Consider the following 12,319-nt stretch of genomic DNA (forward strand, 5'->3'; position numbering starts at 1 on the left):
CAGGCGTAACTGAAGGGGGCGCGACAAAATGCATCCATCTATCCTCTCAAACCGAATGCATGTATTGATGATAGTTTAATTATTTCTGTCAGTAAAGTGTTTTTCCGGACCTATTGAACTCAGGCGAGGACGTATCTAATTGTCCTGCCTATCTTTTCCGTCTTGAGTTTATTTTCGCCCACCAAGTATTCAAGATGTGCGATGATCTCACCCACAGCAAAATACTTCTGAGCTATGGGGAACTGCTCCCAGGTTTTATATGATAGATCCCACCTGATATGGGGCGCCACCTCATATGCGGTCTTCCCGCCATCTGCGACCGCAGCTAAAGCCTCGTCTAACCTTACCCTGTGATGTTCCAGAAGCTCCTGAACGCGTTTCTGCAGAGTCTGTCGAGAGCTCCGATGGCCCGGAAGCACGAGGTTCACTGCCAGTTTGTCTATCTTTTCCAGGCTCTTCATGTAGTGATACAGCGCATTATCCAGCTCGGGCCAGCAGGTGATATTCGGGGTGATATCGAAGAGAATGTGATCACCGGAGAACAGCAGTTTTTTATCTTTATCATACAGGCAGGTGTGACAGGGAGAATGACCCGGAACGTGGATGCAAACGAATTTGTAATCACCTATTTCCAGTTTTTCACCGTCGGAAAGCGTGACCAGAGCAGCCACCAGTTTTGAACCGAAGAGAGAAAGGGGAGGGTTGGCTATCCACAGTTTACCGGCTTCTTCCGGGAAACCATTGGCCATGTAAAACTCCATCATTGCAACCCATCTCTGATTGAAAGACACATTTGTCAGTATGACCGTCTCCGTCGGGTTGAAATAGACTCTCGATGTCCTGGTTGCCATGGTGGAAACTAATCCCATGTGATCATGATGTATGTGCGTGATGAAGAAGTCCGTTTTGTTCAGGTCTACATGCAGTTTCTGCAGGCCGGACTCAAGCGCCAGCCTGCACTCATTCAAGTTCATGCCGGTATCGATAAGGAGGAACCTGTCTTCCCCCTTGATGAGGTATGAATTGGTGTATTTTAAGGGGTTTTTAGGCAGAGGTACCTTGATGCAATAGAGACCGGGTAATATCTCATCTATCACGGTTATATCTCGTTAACAGCAAGCGGCGCATTATAGTGTACTACACCCCATTAATCAAGCCTGAACTAAGACGGGGTGCGGACCAAGAGCAGTGTGAACTCCAAGAGTAACCGGCCTGACTTGTCGGGGTATGGCTAAAGAAGGTCCATCTCTAATTTGATTAATTCTTAGGTGTAATTCAATCTCTCTTAATAGATTTTCAGATTAATAGTTTTGGTTCGTTCAATCTAGCTCTTCAGGTGATGTATTTGGATTTCAGGGTATTTATACTTAAAACAAGCGGGGCGTTCCAGAATGCATGCCCGAATGCTTTGCTTCTCTAGGTAGAAAGGAGGTGCGAAAAATGAAAAGAATTCTTTCCCTTATTATAGTCATATTTATGGCTACAACTCTTATCATCCCTGCAGCAGTTTCTGCTGACGGCAAACCAACCATGGTATATGCGCCTGTGTCCAGTTGGCCCGTAAGCGAAAACGATGTCCTGAATCACACGGCAATTATCTATCAGCACGGTTATGTCAATATTAATCCATATACAACACAAGCCAGTCGTCAGAACCGGATAGATTGGTTAAGGCAACAGGCAATAAAGGGCTTCGATAAATCTGATCCATACTTCTATTCCTGCTTATTGCCCAACAGCGCCACAGTCGAAACCGCTGAGACATGGTTCGGTCATCCCATAGTTAAAGGAAAATGGAACTACTATATTCAGGGATGGTTTTCAGACGGAACAGATGCTGAGCTTCACTTTGACATTCCATTCGAAACAAGAAGGTAACCATCATCGTCCAGCCGAAAACTGTCGACATAAAAGATGCCAAAGGATCCTTGGGGTTGATTGGAGGAGCAAGGCAACTGATCATCATCAAACTTCAAGCTCCTTTGGCATCACGAGTTTAATACATTAATAATTCCCGCTTCAATACTTGGCCGTATCAGCTTTGTGAGCTGATGCGGCCATTTTTTAAGACACACATTTCTCTGCTGATTCGTAATCTGCTATTATTAGTCATGGTGGCAGTTGAAGATTTGGTGAAGGCTAAAAAAATCAAGGTTCTCCTGGCTCATCCTTATGCCCTATTGAGACAGACTATTTCTGCACTTCTGGATCAGTATGGCTTTGAATTATCGGCAAAGGTAACTAGCGAAACACAATTGTTGGAATTCGCAAAAATACACAGAACTGATCTGATTTTGATTGATTGGCGTATTTCTACTAATTACAAAGATACCATAAACCGGTTAAGGGAAATAACACCTGAGGCATCCCTGGTCATCTTAACTCAACCACAGTCTGCTGAAGTGTTTACTGAAGTAGTCATGGCAGGCGCCAAGGGTTATCTGTCCCTGGACGTGTCGCCGGAGGACTTTGTCAATTCGTTGATTCTAATCGCTAAAGGTAATATGGTCATATCGAAAGACCTGGCTTCGGCAGCCAATGATGAATTGTCCGGGCTTAAAGATGCTGGCACTGGTTACAATCTCAGTAAACGTGAGCAGGAAGTCCTTGGTTTAATAGCAAGAGGCGCCACTAATCGCGAGGTTTCCAGCGAATTATACATATCCGAGCATACAGTAAAGGTACATTTACGTTCTGTGCTTAATAAACTGGGACTCCGTAACCGTCAGCAAGCAGTAGCCTACGCTGTAAAGGCAGGACTATCAGATAGCAATGCTTTGGAGTGATGTTAAAACCAGGACCGGCTAATTCTGCTTGGCGAAAGTTGATTTACTATTTGGATTACTACTTAATATAGTCGAATCTCCTCCCGCATAGTTCTTCGATTAATCATTCCGGCCCAAAAAATACACGTTCAGGCGATGTGTTTATATTTCATAGTATTTATGCTGTATATGGCCGGGGGACACAGGCATAGATATACTGCGTGGACATGCCATGTGACCAGGCAAATAACTCCTTTTATCCTCCAGCCAGCGATCCTCATAATCGGTTATTCGGTAATATGTCCAAGGAAGCAAGGTAATTGATTGAAGTAAGCATATTCGCAGTTGCAGCAATCCATGAAACCCTCCGCTCAATGGGCATTACAGGTGGCAAGGGACTGAGGCTCGTAGAAAAAGCAGGCAATTTATGGTTAACACTGGATTCCTCAACTTCGGATGACCGGGTGGTGATTTTTCATTCAGTACCTATATTGATAATCAACAAGGCACTAGAAGCAAAGTTGGGCAATAGACTAATACATGTTATGTTTCGATCGGGCAATCCTGATCTTGTGATAAGCCCGTATACTTCATCAGGCTGTGCAGTCAATTGTTGCGCCCCCAGTCGATGATCTTATCAGGCAATGCCAACTTCACCTGGTAATTTTATAATGTGTTTTTCAAATAGAAAACAAAAAAGCGGACGCTCATTATCAGAGACATCCGCCAATTATTATCTGGTGGAGGCGAGGGAGGGTCGAACTCCCCGTCCAGAAAAAAGTTGCCAGCACTTCTACAGGCTTAGTCTGCTCTTTATACTCACCCGCTCAGCCTCTGCAGGCGGAGTTTAAGCGGGCCAGCTGATAAATCTTAGACAATCCTTATCAGCATCGGAGTTGTCGCACCCCGGCATTTCGTCGCCCAATCCAATCCCACCGGGACGAGGAAAGGTTGGACGAGCGGCCTGGTTAGGCTGCTACTGGAACTGCTTCGTTGGCAGTTGTGTTTCGCCACCGGATTAACGAGGTAGATGGCGCCTCGGCCTGCCGTACTGTAGGCTCTTCCCTGTCGAAGCCACGCGCCCCCACATATTCGGTTGTTAACGTGCTTTGCGGGCACCTGATTTCATAGCCCGCTCCACTATACGCTCTGTCTCGCGCCTGGCGATAGTATCGCGCTTGTCGAACTGCTTTTTGCCCCTGCCTACACCTATCTCCAGCTTTGCGAGCCCGTTTTTAATATATATCCGCAGAGGCACCAGAGTCAAACCTTTCTGGTTGGCCGTCTGCTCCAATTCGGCTATCTGGCTGCGGTGCATCAGAAGCTTTCGCCGCCGGTCCGGCTCATGCGTATTGAACCCACCCGCCTGGTATGCGGATATATGCGAGTTATGCAGCCATAGCTCGCCCTTCTCGGGCCTGGCATAGGCGTCCTTGATGTTGACCCGTCCCATCCTGACGGACTTGATCTCGGAGCCTTTAAGCGCTATGCCGGCCTCGTAGCTTTCCAGGATGTGGTAATCATGGTAAGCCTTTTTGTTTACCGTAATCGTCTTTTCATTATTCATATATGTTACAATTCTACCGCTGCCAACGCCTTAACTACACGTGAGGAGGGGAAGTTAATGACGGGTATCCGCGAGAAAATGTGGCTTATTATAGCAGCATTGCTGGCAGTTTTCCTCATCACCGGAATAGTTTATTTTTTCATCCGCCTCTCCAGCCTCCAGCCGACCGAGATAGTCCTGAGCGACTTTAAACAGGCCGATATCAACGGCGATATATGCATAAGCGGAAGCGTGGCCCGGCCAGGCATCTACACAACCCGGCCGGGCGATACGCTGACGGCGCTCGTTTCGTCGGCAGGCATCTCAGATAACGCCGACATCAGCGGGATATCGATCTATGTGCCGGCAAAGGGAGAGACGAATCGACCACAGAAGGTGGACATCAACCGCGCGGACACCTGGCTGCTGCTGGCCTTGCCCGGCATAGGCGAAGGAAAAGCTGCACAGATCGTCGAATACCGAACCGCCAACGGCCCTTTTCGCAGCGTGGATGACCTGCTTAAAATCAAAGGCTTCGGAAAGTCCGCAGTCGATAACCTGCGCAGCTTCGTCTCAACAGGTGAGTAAACCGATATGCCCCTTCTATACGTCAGCATCGCCTGGATAGCCGGCATATTTGCAGGCTCAATCTTCACCACCCCTGTCTGGCTGCTGGCACTACCCTTGCCCGTTATACCGCTGATCATTCTGATGCCCGGGCGCCGCAGACCGCTGGCATTGCTGGCCGCCTGCCTGCTGGCTTTTCCCGCCGGCGCCCTGCTCTATAAATCGTCTCAACATACACTCGACGGCACGCACGTACAGTACTACAACGATCAGGGCCTTGTATCCCTGGAAGGAATCATTGACGACCAACCTGAGGTGAAAGGCAGTTCGCTGGAGTTCAAGCTCGCTGCAAACAGTATCAACATAGCCGACAATTCTTCGCCAATCACAGGAGGCGTGCTGGTCAGATTGCCTTTTTATCGCTCTCTCCGATACGGCGACATGCTTCGATTGAGCGGCAGGATGGAAACTCCGCCGCAACTCGAAGATTTCGATTATCGTGATTACCTGGCAAACAAGGGCATTTATTCGATCATGAATTACCCGGCGGTGACCATAATCGGCACGGACAAAGGATCGCCCATACTGGCCTGGATCTACGGCCTGCGCGATAGCCTTTCAGACGGTCTATTGTTATGTTTGCCTGAACCGCAGAGTTCACTGGCGCGCGCGATACTGCTGGGGATGCGAGGGAGCCTGCCTTACGACCTTCTGCAGTCTTTCTACGCAACCGGCACCACTCACCTGATCGCTATCTCCGGCATGAATTTGACCATACTGCTCGGCATGGTGCTGGCCATGACCATCTGGTGCTTCGGTAGAAAAAACAGGGCTTACTTCTGGATATCGCTGTCCTTTATCTGGCTTTACACCGTACTTACGGGCATGCCGGCAAGCATGGTCAGGGCGGCAATCATGGGCAGCGTGTTCCTGTTAGCGGAGTTGCTGGGGAGGCAGCGCAACGGCCTGGCAGCCCTGGTGCTGGCGGCTGCGCTGATGACCGCAGTGGAGCCACACGTTCTGTGGGACGTCAGTTTTCAGTTGAGTTTCCTGTCCATGCTGGGCCTGGTGCTCATAGCTCCTCAATTAATCGAGTTCGCCAGCCCGCATATGCCGGTTCGGCAAAGCAGGAATATTATATGGATGAAAAAAATCATCATTATCAGCTTCGCGACCACACTGGCTGCGGTAATAGCGACCTGGCCTATGACGGCGCTCGGATTTCATTCCTTTTCCATCGTGAGCGCACCTGCCACCTTCTTCTCCATGCCTTCCTTCCCGGGCATTATCATCACATCACTGCTCACGGCCGCAGCCGGCCTGGTCTGGACGCCCATGGGAACGATGCTGGGCTGGATCGACTGGCTGTTCTTATCGTATTTCCTGCTCGTGGTCCAGATATTCAGCTCGATACCGGTAGCCTACATCCGCGACATCGCGTTACAGCCCTGGCAGGCCATAGCTTACTATATTGCGCTGGGCCTGATCCTGGCCGGTATTAAATACAGGCAGCATGTCAGTACCTTTATTAAATCGTGGAGGGACAAAGCGCGGCAGGCGGCAGGCGCTCTGAAGTCGATCAACTTCAAACCGGTCATCTACCCTGCGCTGGCTGTTCTGCTGGCAAGCAATATACTTGTTTGGACCGCCGTTTCCCTGTTGCCGGACGGGAAGCTTCACGTAATCATTCTCGACGTGGGCCAGGGCGAGTGCATATTAGTCAGGACTCCGGACGGCCGGAATATACTGATCGATGCCGGCCCCGACCCGGCGTCAGCCTGTGTTCAACTGGGTAAAAAGCTGCCGTTTTGGGACAGGCAGATCGATATGCTTATCCTGACGCAGCTTCAATCCGACCACATAGCCGGCGCGCTTGAACTGCTGAAACGCTACAACGTTCGTTCTCTATCTCTTCCTCCCACCACCAGTAAAGCCGTACTGCCGCATGAAATCGTTCAAACTGCATATGATCGAAGGGTCGCTACACACACACTTGCCTGCGGCAAGCAGTTAGACGCCGGCAGCAACCTCCGCCTGACGGTGCTCAATCCCCCGGAAGAACCTTTCAAAGGCACTGAAGACGACATCAACAATAATTCCATTGTAATCAGAATTACCTACGGAGAAGTCAGTTACCTTCTCTGCGGCGATATCGGTATGGAGGCCGAGCAGTACATGGCCGGCAAGAGAGCAGACCTGCAAAGCGACGTCCTCAAGGTTGCACACCACGGAAGCAAAGGATCGAGCTCGGATGAGTTCCTGACCATCGTTGATCCTGCATCCGCTGCCATATCCGCCGGCGCGGTCAACCGTTTCGGTCATCCCAGCCGGGAGACGATTGAACGGCTATCGGCTAGAGTGCCGGAGGGCAATATCTTCATTACAGCGGTTCACGGCAATATCGAGTATGTCACCGACGGGCGGAGGCTGTGGGCCGTAACCGATAAACCCGCGCCTTCTTCGCCCTGATATACACCATGCGCGTGATTTCAAGTATAATTGCTACAGACAATAATTTATATCATGTATATTTCACCGCATTATTCATATGAGGGGCGGGGTAATATCGAGAGGAGTAAAAAATGAGCGAAAGATTGGCCATCTTTATAGATGGCAGCAACCTTTACCACTCGCTGAAAAACAACTTCAAACGTTTCGATCTCAATTTCGGTGAGTTCACCAGGAAGCTGTGCGGCAGCAGGCAGTTGATACGCACCTACTACTATAACGTGCTGCAGGAGTCCAACAAAGGATCCGAGGGCTCCCGCGAGCAGCAGGAGTTTTTAGAGACGCTACGTAAAACGCCCTACCTGGAGTTGAGGCTGGGCACCACCAAGCTTTCACAGGGTATTCCGGTCGAACGTGGCATAGACGTAATGCTGGCCACCGACCTGCTGTATTTCGCCGCCAACAATACTTATGATACGGCCGTGCTGGTCAGCGGAGACTCGGACTTCAATTACACGGTGCAGACTGTGAAAAATATGGGCAAACACGTGGAAGTAGCCTATTTCGAGAACGCCGCATCCAGGGACCTGATTAATTCGGCTGACTTTCTGCATCAGCTCGACAGCAAGTTTTTCACATCCCTCTGGACCTCGGGACAACGAAAACATATCCGGAGAAAGCCCCGCTACAGGAGGCAGGCTGCCGTGGCAATCGCTAATTCCCCTTCGACTGAAGACCAGGGAACCGCTCAACAAGAGCTTCTCTGATCGCCGGACATTCGGAATACACCTGCTGGAGAGTAACCTCTTCCCCACCTGCCCTCAGCACACGTACGTCCTGATGTCGTTCTACTAAAAAATAGGCGGGCTGCCTGTAAGCGTAAAATGAAACGATTCCTCCGATATTTGCCCAGGTTAAAGTCGACCTTACTATCGGTGTCAGCTTCACTCCCGAAACCTCGCGCGCCTCTTCACAGCTGACTATCTCTTTATGCATGAGCCTCCAGCCACTATCTTCCGCATCCGTCGAAATTCAGGAGAGAGCGCAAAGCCCAGGCATGGTACAAGCACATGAATGGGACGGACCTGCAGATCACCATGTATATCCCCCTCCAGAAAAAGGTCTTCCTCAAAAACGGGCTGAATTAAGACTGTGCCATCGAACCTCTGATTTAAATACAGAACAGGCGCAATCAGCAGTCCCGCCAGCATGCCGGTATAATAATCGTCCCCCAGGCTTACCCTTAAATCCGATTGAACGGATTGCACTTTCACACGCCGGTATATTCGTTTGACCAGTAGTTTGACCTTTGCTCCAAGACCTTTGACCTGCGCAGCTTCTATCATACTGGACATCCCTGAATTGCCTGTTTTTTGGGTATCAGATCCGGCCCGCTTTTCTCTCCGCGCACGTCCAGTCGATACTTCCCACGAAAGAAGGCCGGAAAGGAATTGAATACGCGCGTTGAATATTGCGCCGCCATGGAAGCTGGCCGACAGCCGGATCCCCAGCGGAAGCACCAGCAGCAGAATTATAAGGGCAAATACTGCAAGACCGATGATAAGCGGGGCCAACGATTACTCCTTCTTGCGTTCACCCCACCTGTCAGCGATCTTTTCAACCACGCCGGGGACCTTTTCACCCAGCTTCTCAAGAGCTGCGGCCACGCTGCTCTTAATAGGTTCTATGCGCACCCCTTCCTTATCTATGACAATTATGGCGATCGGCCTCATACCGCCTGCGCCGCCTGTTCCGCCCTTCAGGCCGTCACCGCTCTGTTTTGCATCAGACTTTCCCGCACCTCCCGCCGCGCCGAAACCGAACCCCATACTGAGCAAAGGGATAAGCGTTGTTTCACCTACCGTGATGGGTTCACCGATGACCGTTTTGCTGCTGAGAACTTTCTCGATTTGACTGATGGTAGTCTTCACCATGTTTTCAATATCTTCCATAAAATCGCCCCCTTAACAAAGGACTATTCTCACTATAACTCTGCTCGCTCATTATTCTACATCAGTCAGAGATCGCAGAGCGAAGCAATTAATTACATCACTTCGTCGCGTGATATATCTCGAGATTGCCGATGTCGATCCACTTCTCCTCAAATGGATAGACCTTCACAGTGTCAATACCGACAAGGTGGGTGATAAAAACACCCAGGTTATCCCTGAGAGATTTATCGCAGAACGTACTGATGATGGGAAATACCCTGGGCGGCAATATCCAGCAGGCCGTGGCTACGAGGCTGGTCTTGGGCATGGCGGGCTTTTCCTCAAGCTCGATGATGCGGTCGCCTTCGATCTTCACCACGCCATACTGCGTAGCTTTAGAAGGGTGCCCGACATCATATACAGCCACGAAAACATGCCGGCCGTCGTATGCAGCCAGGAAGTTGGCCAAGTCGAACTCGAAATAATTATCGGCGCCGAAAAGCAGCAGGTCCTCTGTAATATTTTTCTTCTTTATCCAGTAGTTAAGCGAACCGATGGCGCCCAGCTTCTCATCATCCGATTTGACGTTCTCGACACAGATAGTTATATCACGGTCTTGCTTCCTACCCCACTTCCGAAAATCATGCTCAAATTTCATATTTACGTTAACAAGTATCTCGATGTCCCGGGGTATCTTGTCCACGATATGGTTGATCATAGGTTTGCCTTTATAGGGTAAAAGCGCTTTGGCCTGGTTCATCGTCAACGGGTATAGCCTCGTACCAAAACCACTGGCCAGGATCAAACATTTCATCTCAGCATACTCCTTAATGACCAAAAGGGCTGATTCGAATTCGCATTTTACTCCACCGCCATCCTGTAATCAATTATAATTGTATAAGTTGTTTACCAAGGATTTGAGTATTTAATGAGCGCCGCAATCAAACGAAACCGCCGTCTCACCCTTATCGGCGAGGGAGAGGTCGACCTGATGGGCAGATCCGTCGGTTACAGGTTGAAGCAAAGCCAGAGGACCAGGGGCATCAGGCTCGAGATACGCAGCGAAACAGGCCTGACGGTGGTTGTACCCGGGAGGTACACTCAGCGACAGGTCCTGGATATACTCCAGCAAAAAGCCCGCTGGATAATTAAACATCTGCCGAACAACGATCCGGTTCAGTTGCCATTGTTAATTCCCGAGCCCGGCCAGGGCGACAAGCTGTATTTCATGGGCAGGCCGATCGAAATCAGCATCAGCACTGCGAAATCGGCAACATCCTCGGCCGTACTGGATGGCCATAAACTGCTGGTCTCCACAGGAGCAAGGGACGGCGCTATGCCCCGAATCCTTGAGAAGTGGTACAGACAGCAGGCTGCGATGATCTTCAGGCAAAAGGCCGGTAACTTCCAGCAGGCTATGGGCCTGCACCACAACAGTATTTTCATACGCGGGCAGAGAACACGCTGGGGCAGCTGTTCGCCTGCAGGTAACCTGACACTGAACTGGAAACTGCTGATGGCGCCTGAAGAAATCATCGACTACGTTGTTATACACGAACTGACCCACCTCAGACATATGAACCATTCGAAAAAATTCTGGGACATGGTGGAGCAGTACTGCCCGAACTGGAGGAGATATCGAAAATGGCTTGTCACACACGAAGACGAGCTCAAGGCACGCGCTTCTTTTAAGCTATAATCTTGTATATCGTCACTGGAGGTAGCCATGAAAGTACATCATTACCGGGAAGTCGAAGCTGTTGAGGCCGCCGCCGGTGTGCGCATGCACATTGTGGCCGGACCGAAGGAGGGCGCTCCCAATTTCATCATGCGTGTCTTTGAGATAGAGCCGGGCAGCAATACCCCCTTTCATCAACACGATTGGGAGCATGAGATTTTTATACTTGAAGGACCGGCGGCGGTCAAACATAAGGACGGGGAGACTTCTCTCAAGCCGGGACACGCCATTTTTATACCGGCCAACGAAATGCACGGGATTCTAAATAAGGGAGACCTCACGGTCAAACTGATCTGCGTCATACCCAACGTAGATAAAAAATAATGGCCTTTCCAGATGTCCCTATCGTTTGACACAGGCTTCGAACAGGGTTTAACATATATCTTCGTTGTGTATTTGTCGACCTATGAGAGAAATTGCTGATGGCTGCTAAATCTTCCCTTGACAATAAACCGCTGGAGATCAGGTGGCACGGACGTGGCGGCCAGGGTGCAATCACAGCTGCCAAGATAATCGCTGAGGCGGCATATGCCAAAGGCTTCAAAGGAATAACGGCAGCACCCTCCTTCGGGGCCGAGAGGCGCGGCGCACCGGTCAGCGCTTCAACCCGGATATCCACTGAGCCTGTTCTGGTAGTATCGCAGGTCGAATATCCCCACATCGTAGTTGTACTCGATCATACGCTGCTCAAATACCCTGACGTAATACAGGGTCTGGGCAAAAACGGCTGGCTGATAGTAAATTCCCCGCTTTCGCCCAGGGAACTCGGTATAAAAGGGGAGTTCAATATAGCGACAGCCGATGCCACCAGGGTATGCCAGGACCTGGAACTGATTGTGGCAGGGCTGGTTATAGTTAATACAGCCATACTGGGAGCGCTGGTACGGGCCACGAAAATAGTGGATATACCGACCCTGGAAAAGGTTGTGCGCGAGCGTTTTTCGCGCAATACTGTGGATATCAACCTGGCCGCAATAAACAGAACTTACGAGATAACCAAGGTAGGCAAATAAGGTTTAGTATCATGGGTACCAGAGATTGCAGCCACATCTGCGATGAGTCGTCTCCCGGCATCGGCGAGGCGGGCAGGACCGGCGAATGGCGCACTCACCTTCCGGTCATAGACGACAAGCGATGCACTGCTTCAAAATTAAACAAGCCAACCTGCTTTCTCTGCTGGCTCTATTGCCCCGAGGCCGTTATGACTCGGTCGATACCGCCTTCTATAGACCTCGAATACTGTAAGGGATGCGGTATCTGCGCGCAGGTATGCCCGGTGCAGGCCATAACAATGGTTCCCGAAGAGAAAAAACTGGACTGACAT

14 protein-coding genes and 1 other RNA gene are annotated in these 12,319 nt (G+C 50.2%); 9 read left to right on the top strand and 6 right to left on the bottom strand.

All coding sequences use genetic code 11. The features are described 5' to 3' along the window. Positions 1-119: 119 nt before the first annotated feature. Complete coding sequence (locus WC359_09720; GenBank protein ID MFA5400706.1) at positions 120-1,097, bottom strand: MBL fold metallo-hydrolase; 978 nt, start codon at positions 1,095-1,097, stop codon at positions 120-122. Positions 1,098-1,440: 343 nt separating this feature from the next. On the opposite strand from WC359_09720, the gene WC359_09725 reads away from it, so the two are divergent. Together WC359_09725 and WC359_09730 are read left to right on the top strand one after the other, a co-directional pair. Next, positions 1,441-1,878 (top strand): hypothetical protein, encoded by a 438-nt coding sequence (locus WC359_09725; GenBank protein ID MFA5400707.1) that lies wholly within the window; start codon positions 1,441-1,443, stop codon positions 1,876-1,878. Between the two features lie 236 nt (positions 1,879-2,114). After that, positions 2,115-2,786 (top strand): response regulator transcription factor, encoded by a 672-nt coding sequence (locus WC359_09730; protein MFA5400708.1) that lies wholly within the window; start codon positions 2,115-2,117, stop codon positions 2,784-2,786. A gap of 717 nt (positions 2,787-3,503) precedes the next feature. Here the strand turns inward: WC359_09730 and ssrA are convergent. Next, positions 3,504-3,851: a transfer-messenger RNA gene (gene ssrA / locus WC359_09735) on the bottom strand. A 13-nt stretch (positions 3,852-3,864) separates the two neighbouring features. After that, the gene (smpB, locus tag WC359_09740) at positions 3,865-4,332 is read right to left on the bottom strand and encodes an SsrA-binding protein SmpB (GenBank protein MFA5400709.1); all 468 of its coding nucleotides are present in this window, start codon (positions 4,330-4,332) and stop codon (positions 3,865-3,867) included. 57 nt (positions 4,333-4,389) lie between these two features. Here smpB and WC359_09745 point away from each other — a divergent pair, with 57 nt between their 5' ends. The 3 genes from WC359_09745 (at position 4,390) to WC359_09755 (ending at position 8,093) form a co-directional block, all read left to right on the top strand. Then, positions 4,390-4,899: a ComEA family DNA-binding protein gene (locus tag WC359_09745; protein ID MFA5400710.1), complete on the top strand. Its 510-nt coding sequence runs from the start codon at positions 4,390-4,392 to the stop codon at positions 4,897-4,899. 6 nt (positions 4,900-4,905) lie between these two features. Beyond that, complete coding sequence (locus WC359_09750; protein MFA5400711.1) at positions 4,906-7,347, top strand: DNA internalization-related competence protein ComEC/Rec2; 2,442 nt, start codon at positions 4,906-4,908, stop codon at positions 7,345-7,347. Between the two features lie 113 nt (positions 7,348-7,460). After that, positions 7,461-8,093 carry an NYN domain-containing protein gene (locus WC359_09755; protein ID MFA5400712.1) on the top strand — a complete coding sequence of 211 codons (633 nt, stop codon included), beginning with the start codon at positions 7,461-7,463 and terminating at the stop codon, positions 8,091-8,093. Positions 8,094-8,306: 213 nt separating this feature from the next. Here WC359_09755 and WC359_09760 read toward each other — a convergent pair whose 3' ends face one another. The 3 genes from WC359_09760 to WC359_09770 form a co-directional block, all read right to left on the bottom strand. Beyond that, a complete protein-coding gene (locus WC359_09760; GenBank protein MFA5400713.1) occupies positions 8,307-8,900 on the bottom strand; it encodes a hypothetical protein in 594 nt (197 codons plus the stop codon). 3 nt (positions 8,901-8,903) lie between these two features. Then, positions 8,904-9,278, bottom strand: coding sequence for a spore germination protein GerW family protein (locus WC359_09765; GenBank protein MFA5400714.1), 375 nt, complete (start codon positions 9,276-9,278; stop codon positions 8,904-8,906). 97 nt (positions 9,279-9,375) lie between these two features. Next, on the bottom strand, positions 9,376-10,071 hold the full coding sequence (locus tag WC359_09770) for a nucleotidyltransferase family protein (protein MFA5400715.1): 696 nt from the start codon (positions 10,069-10,071) through the stop codon (positions 9,376-9,378). Between the two features lie 114 nt (positions 10,072-10,185). Between WC359_09770 and WC359_09775 the strand changes: the two genes are divergently transcribed. From WC359_09775 to WC359_09790, 4 genes are all read left to right on the top strand, one after another. Beyond that, the gene (locus WC359_09775) at positions 10,186-10,956 is read left to right on the top strand and encodes a SprT family zinc-dependent metalloprotease (GenBank protein ID MFA5400716.1); all 771 of its coding nucleotides are present in this window, start codon (positions 10,186-10,188) and stop codon (positions 10,954-10,956) included. A gap of 27 nt (positions 10,957-10,983) precedes the next feature. Then, complete coding sequence (locus WC359_09780; protein MFA5400717.1) at positions 10,984-11,319, top strand: cupin domain-containing protein; 336 nt, start codon at positions 10,984-10,986, stop codon at positions 11,317-11,319. 98 nt (positions 11,320-11,417) lie between these two features. After that, on the top strand, positions 11,418-12,008 hold the full coding sequence (locus WC359_09785; GenBank protein ID MFA5400718.1) for a 2-oxoacid:acceptor oxidoreductase family protein: 591 nt from the start codon (positions 11,418-11,420) through the stop codon (positions 12,006-12,008). Positions 12,009-12,019: 11 nt separating this feature from the next. Then, positions 12,020-12,316: a 4Fe-4S binding protein gene (locus WC359_09790; GenBank protein ID MFA5400719.1), complete on the top strand. Its 297-nt coding sequence runs from the start codon at positions 12,020-12,022 to the stop codon at positions 12,314-12,316. The last annotated feature ends 3 nt before the right edge of the window (positions 12,317-12,319 follow it).

This window comes from Dehalococcoidia bacterium, assembly GCA_041653995.1.
Taxonomy (GTDB): domain Bacteria; phylum Chloroflexota; class Dehalococcoidia; order GIF9; family UBA5629; genus CAIMUM01.

Coding starts and splice junctions, on each gene's coding strand:
- WC359_09725 (MFA5400707.1), top strand. CDS start 1,441: ATGAAAAGAATTCTTTCCCTTATTATAGTCATATTTATGGCTACAACT.
- smpB (MFA5400709.1), bottom strand. CDS start 4,332: ATGAATAATGAAAAGACGATTACGGTAAACAAAAAGGCTTACCATGAT.
- WC359_09745 (MFA5400710.1), top strand. CDS start 4,390: ATGACGGGTATCCGCGAGAAAATGTGGCTTATTATAGCAGCATTGCTG.
- WC359_09750 (MFA5400711.1), top strand. CDS start 4,906: ATGCCCCTTCTATACGTCAGCATCGCCTGGATAGCCGGCATATTTGCA.
- WC359_09755 (MFA5400712.1), top strand. CDS start 7,461: ATGAGCGAAAGATTGGCCATCTTTATAGATGGCAGCAACCTTTACCAC.
- WC359_09765 (MFA5400714.1), bottom strand. CDS start 9,278: ATGGAAGATATTGAAAACATGGTGAAGACTACCATCAGTCAAATCGAG.
- WC359_09770 (MFA5400715.1), bottom strand. CDS start 10,071: ATGAAATGTTTGATCCTGGCCAGTGGTTTTGGTACGAGGCTATACCCG.
- WC359_09775 (MFA5400716.1), top strand. CDS start 10,186: ATGAGCGCCGCAATCAAACGAAACCGCCGTCTCACCCTTATCGGCGAG.
- WC359_09780 (MFA5400717.1), top strand. CDS start 10,984: ATGAAAGTACATCATTACCGGGAAGTCGAAGCTGTTGAGGCCGCCGCC.
- WC359_09785 (MFA5400718.1), top strand. CDS start 11,418: ATGGCTGCTAAATCTTCCCTTGACAATAAACCGCTGGAGATCAGGTGG.
- WC359_09790 (MFA5400719.1), top strand. CDS start 12,020: ATGGGTACCAGAGATTGCAGCCACATCTGCGATGAGTCGTCTCCCGGC.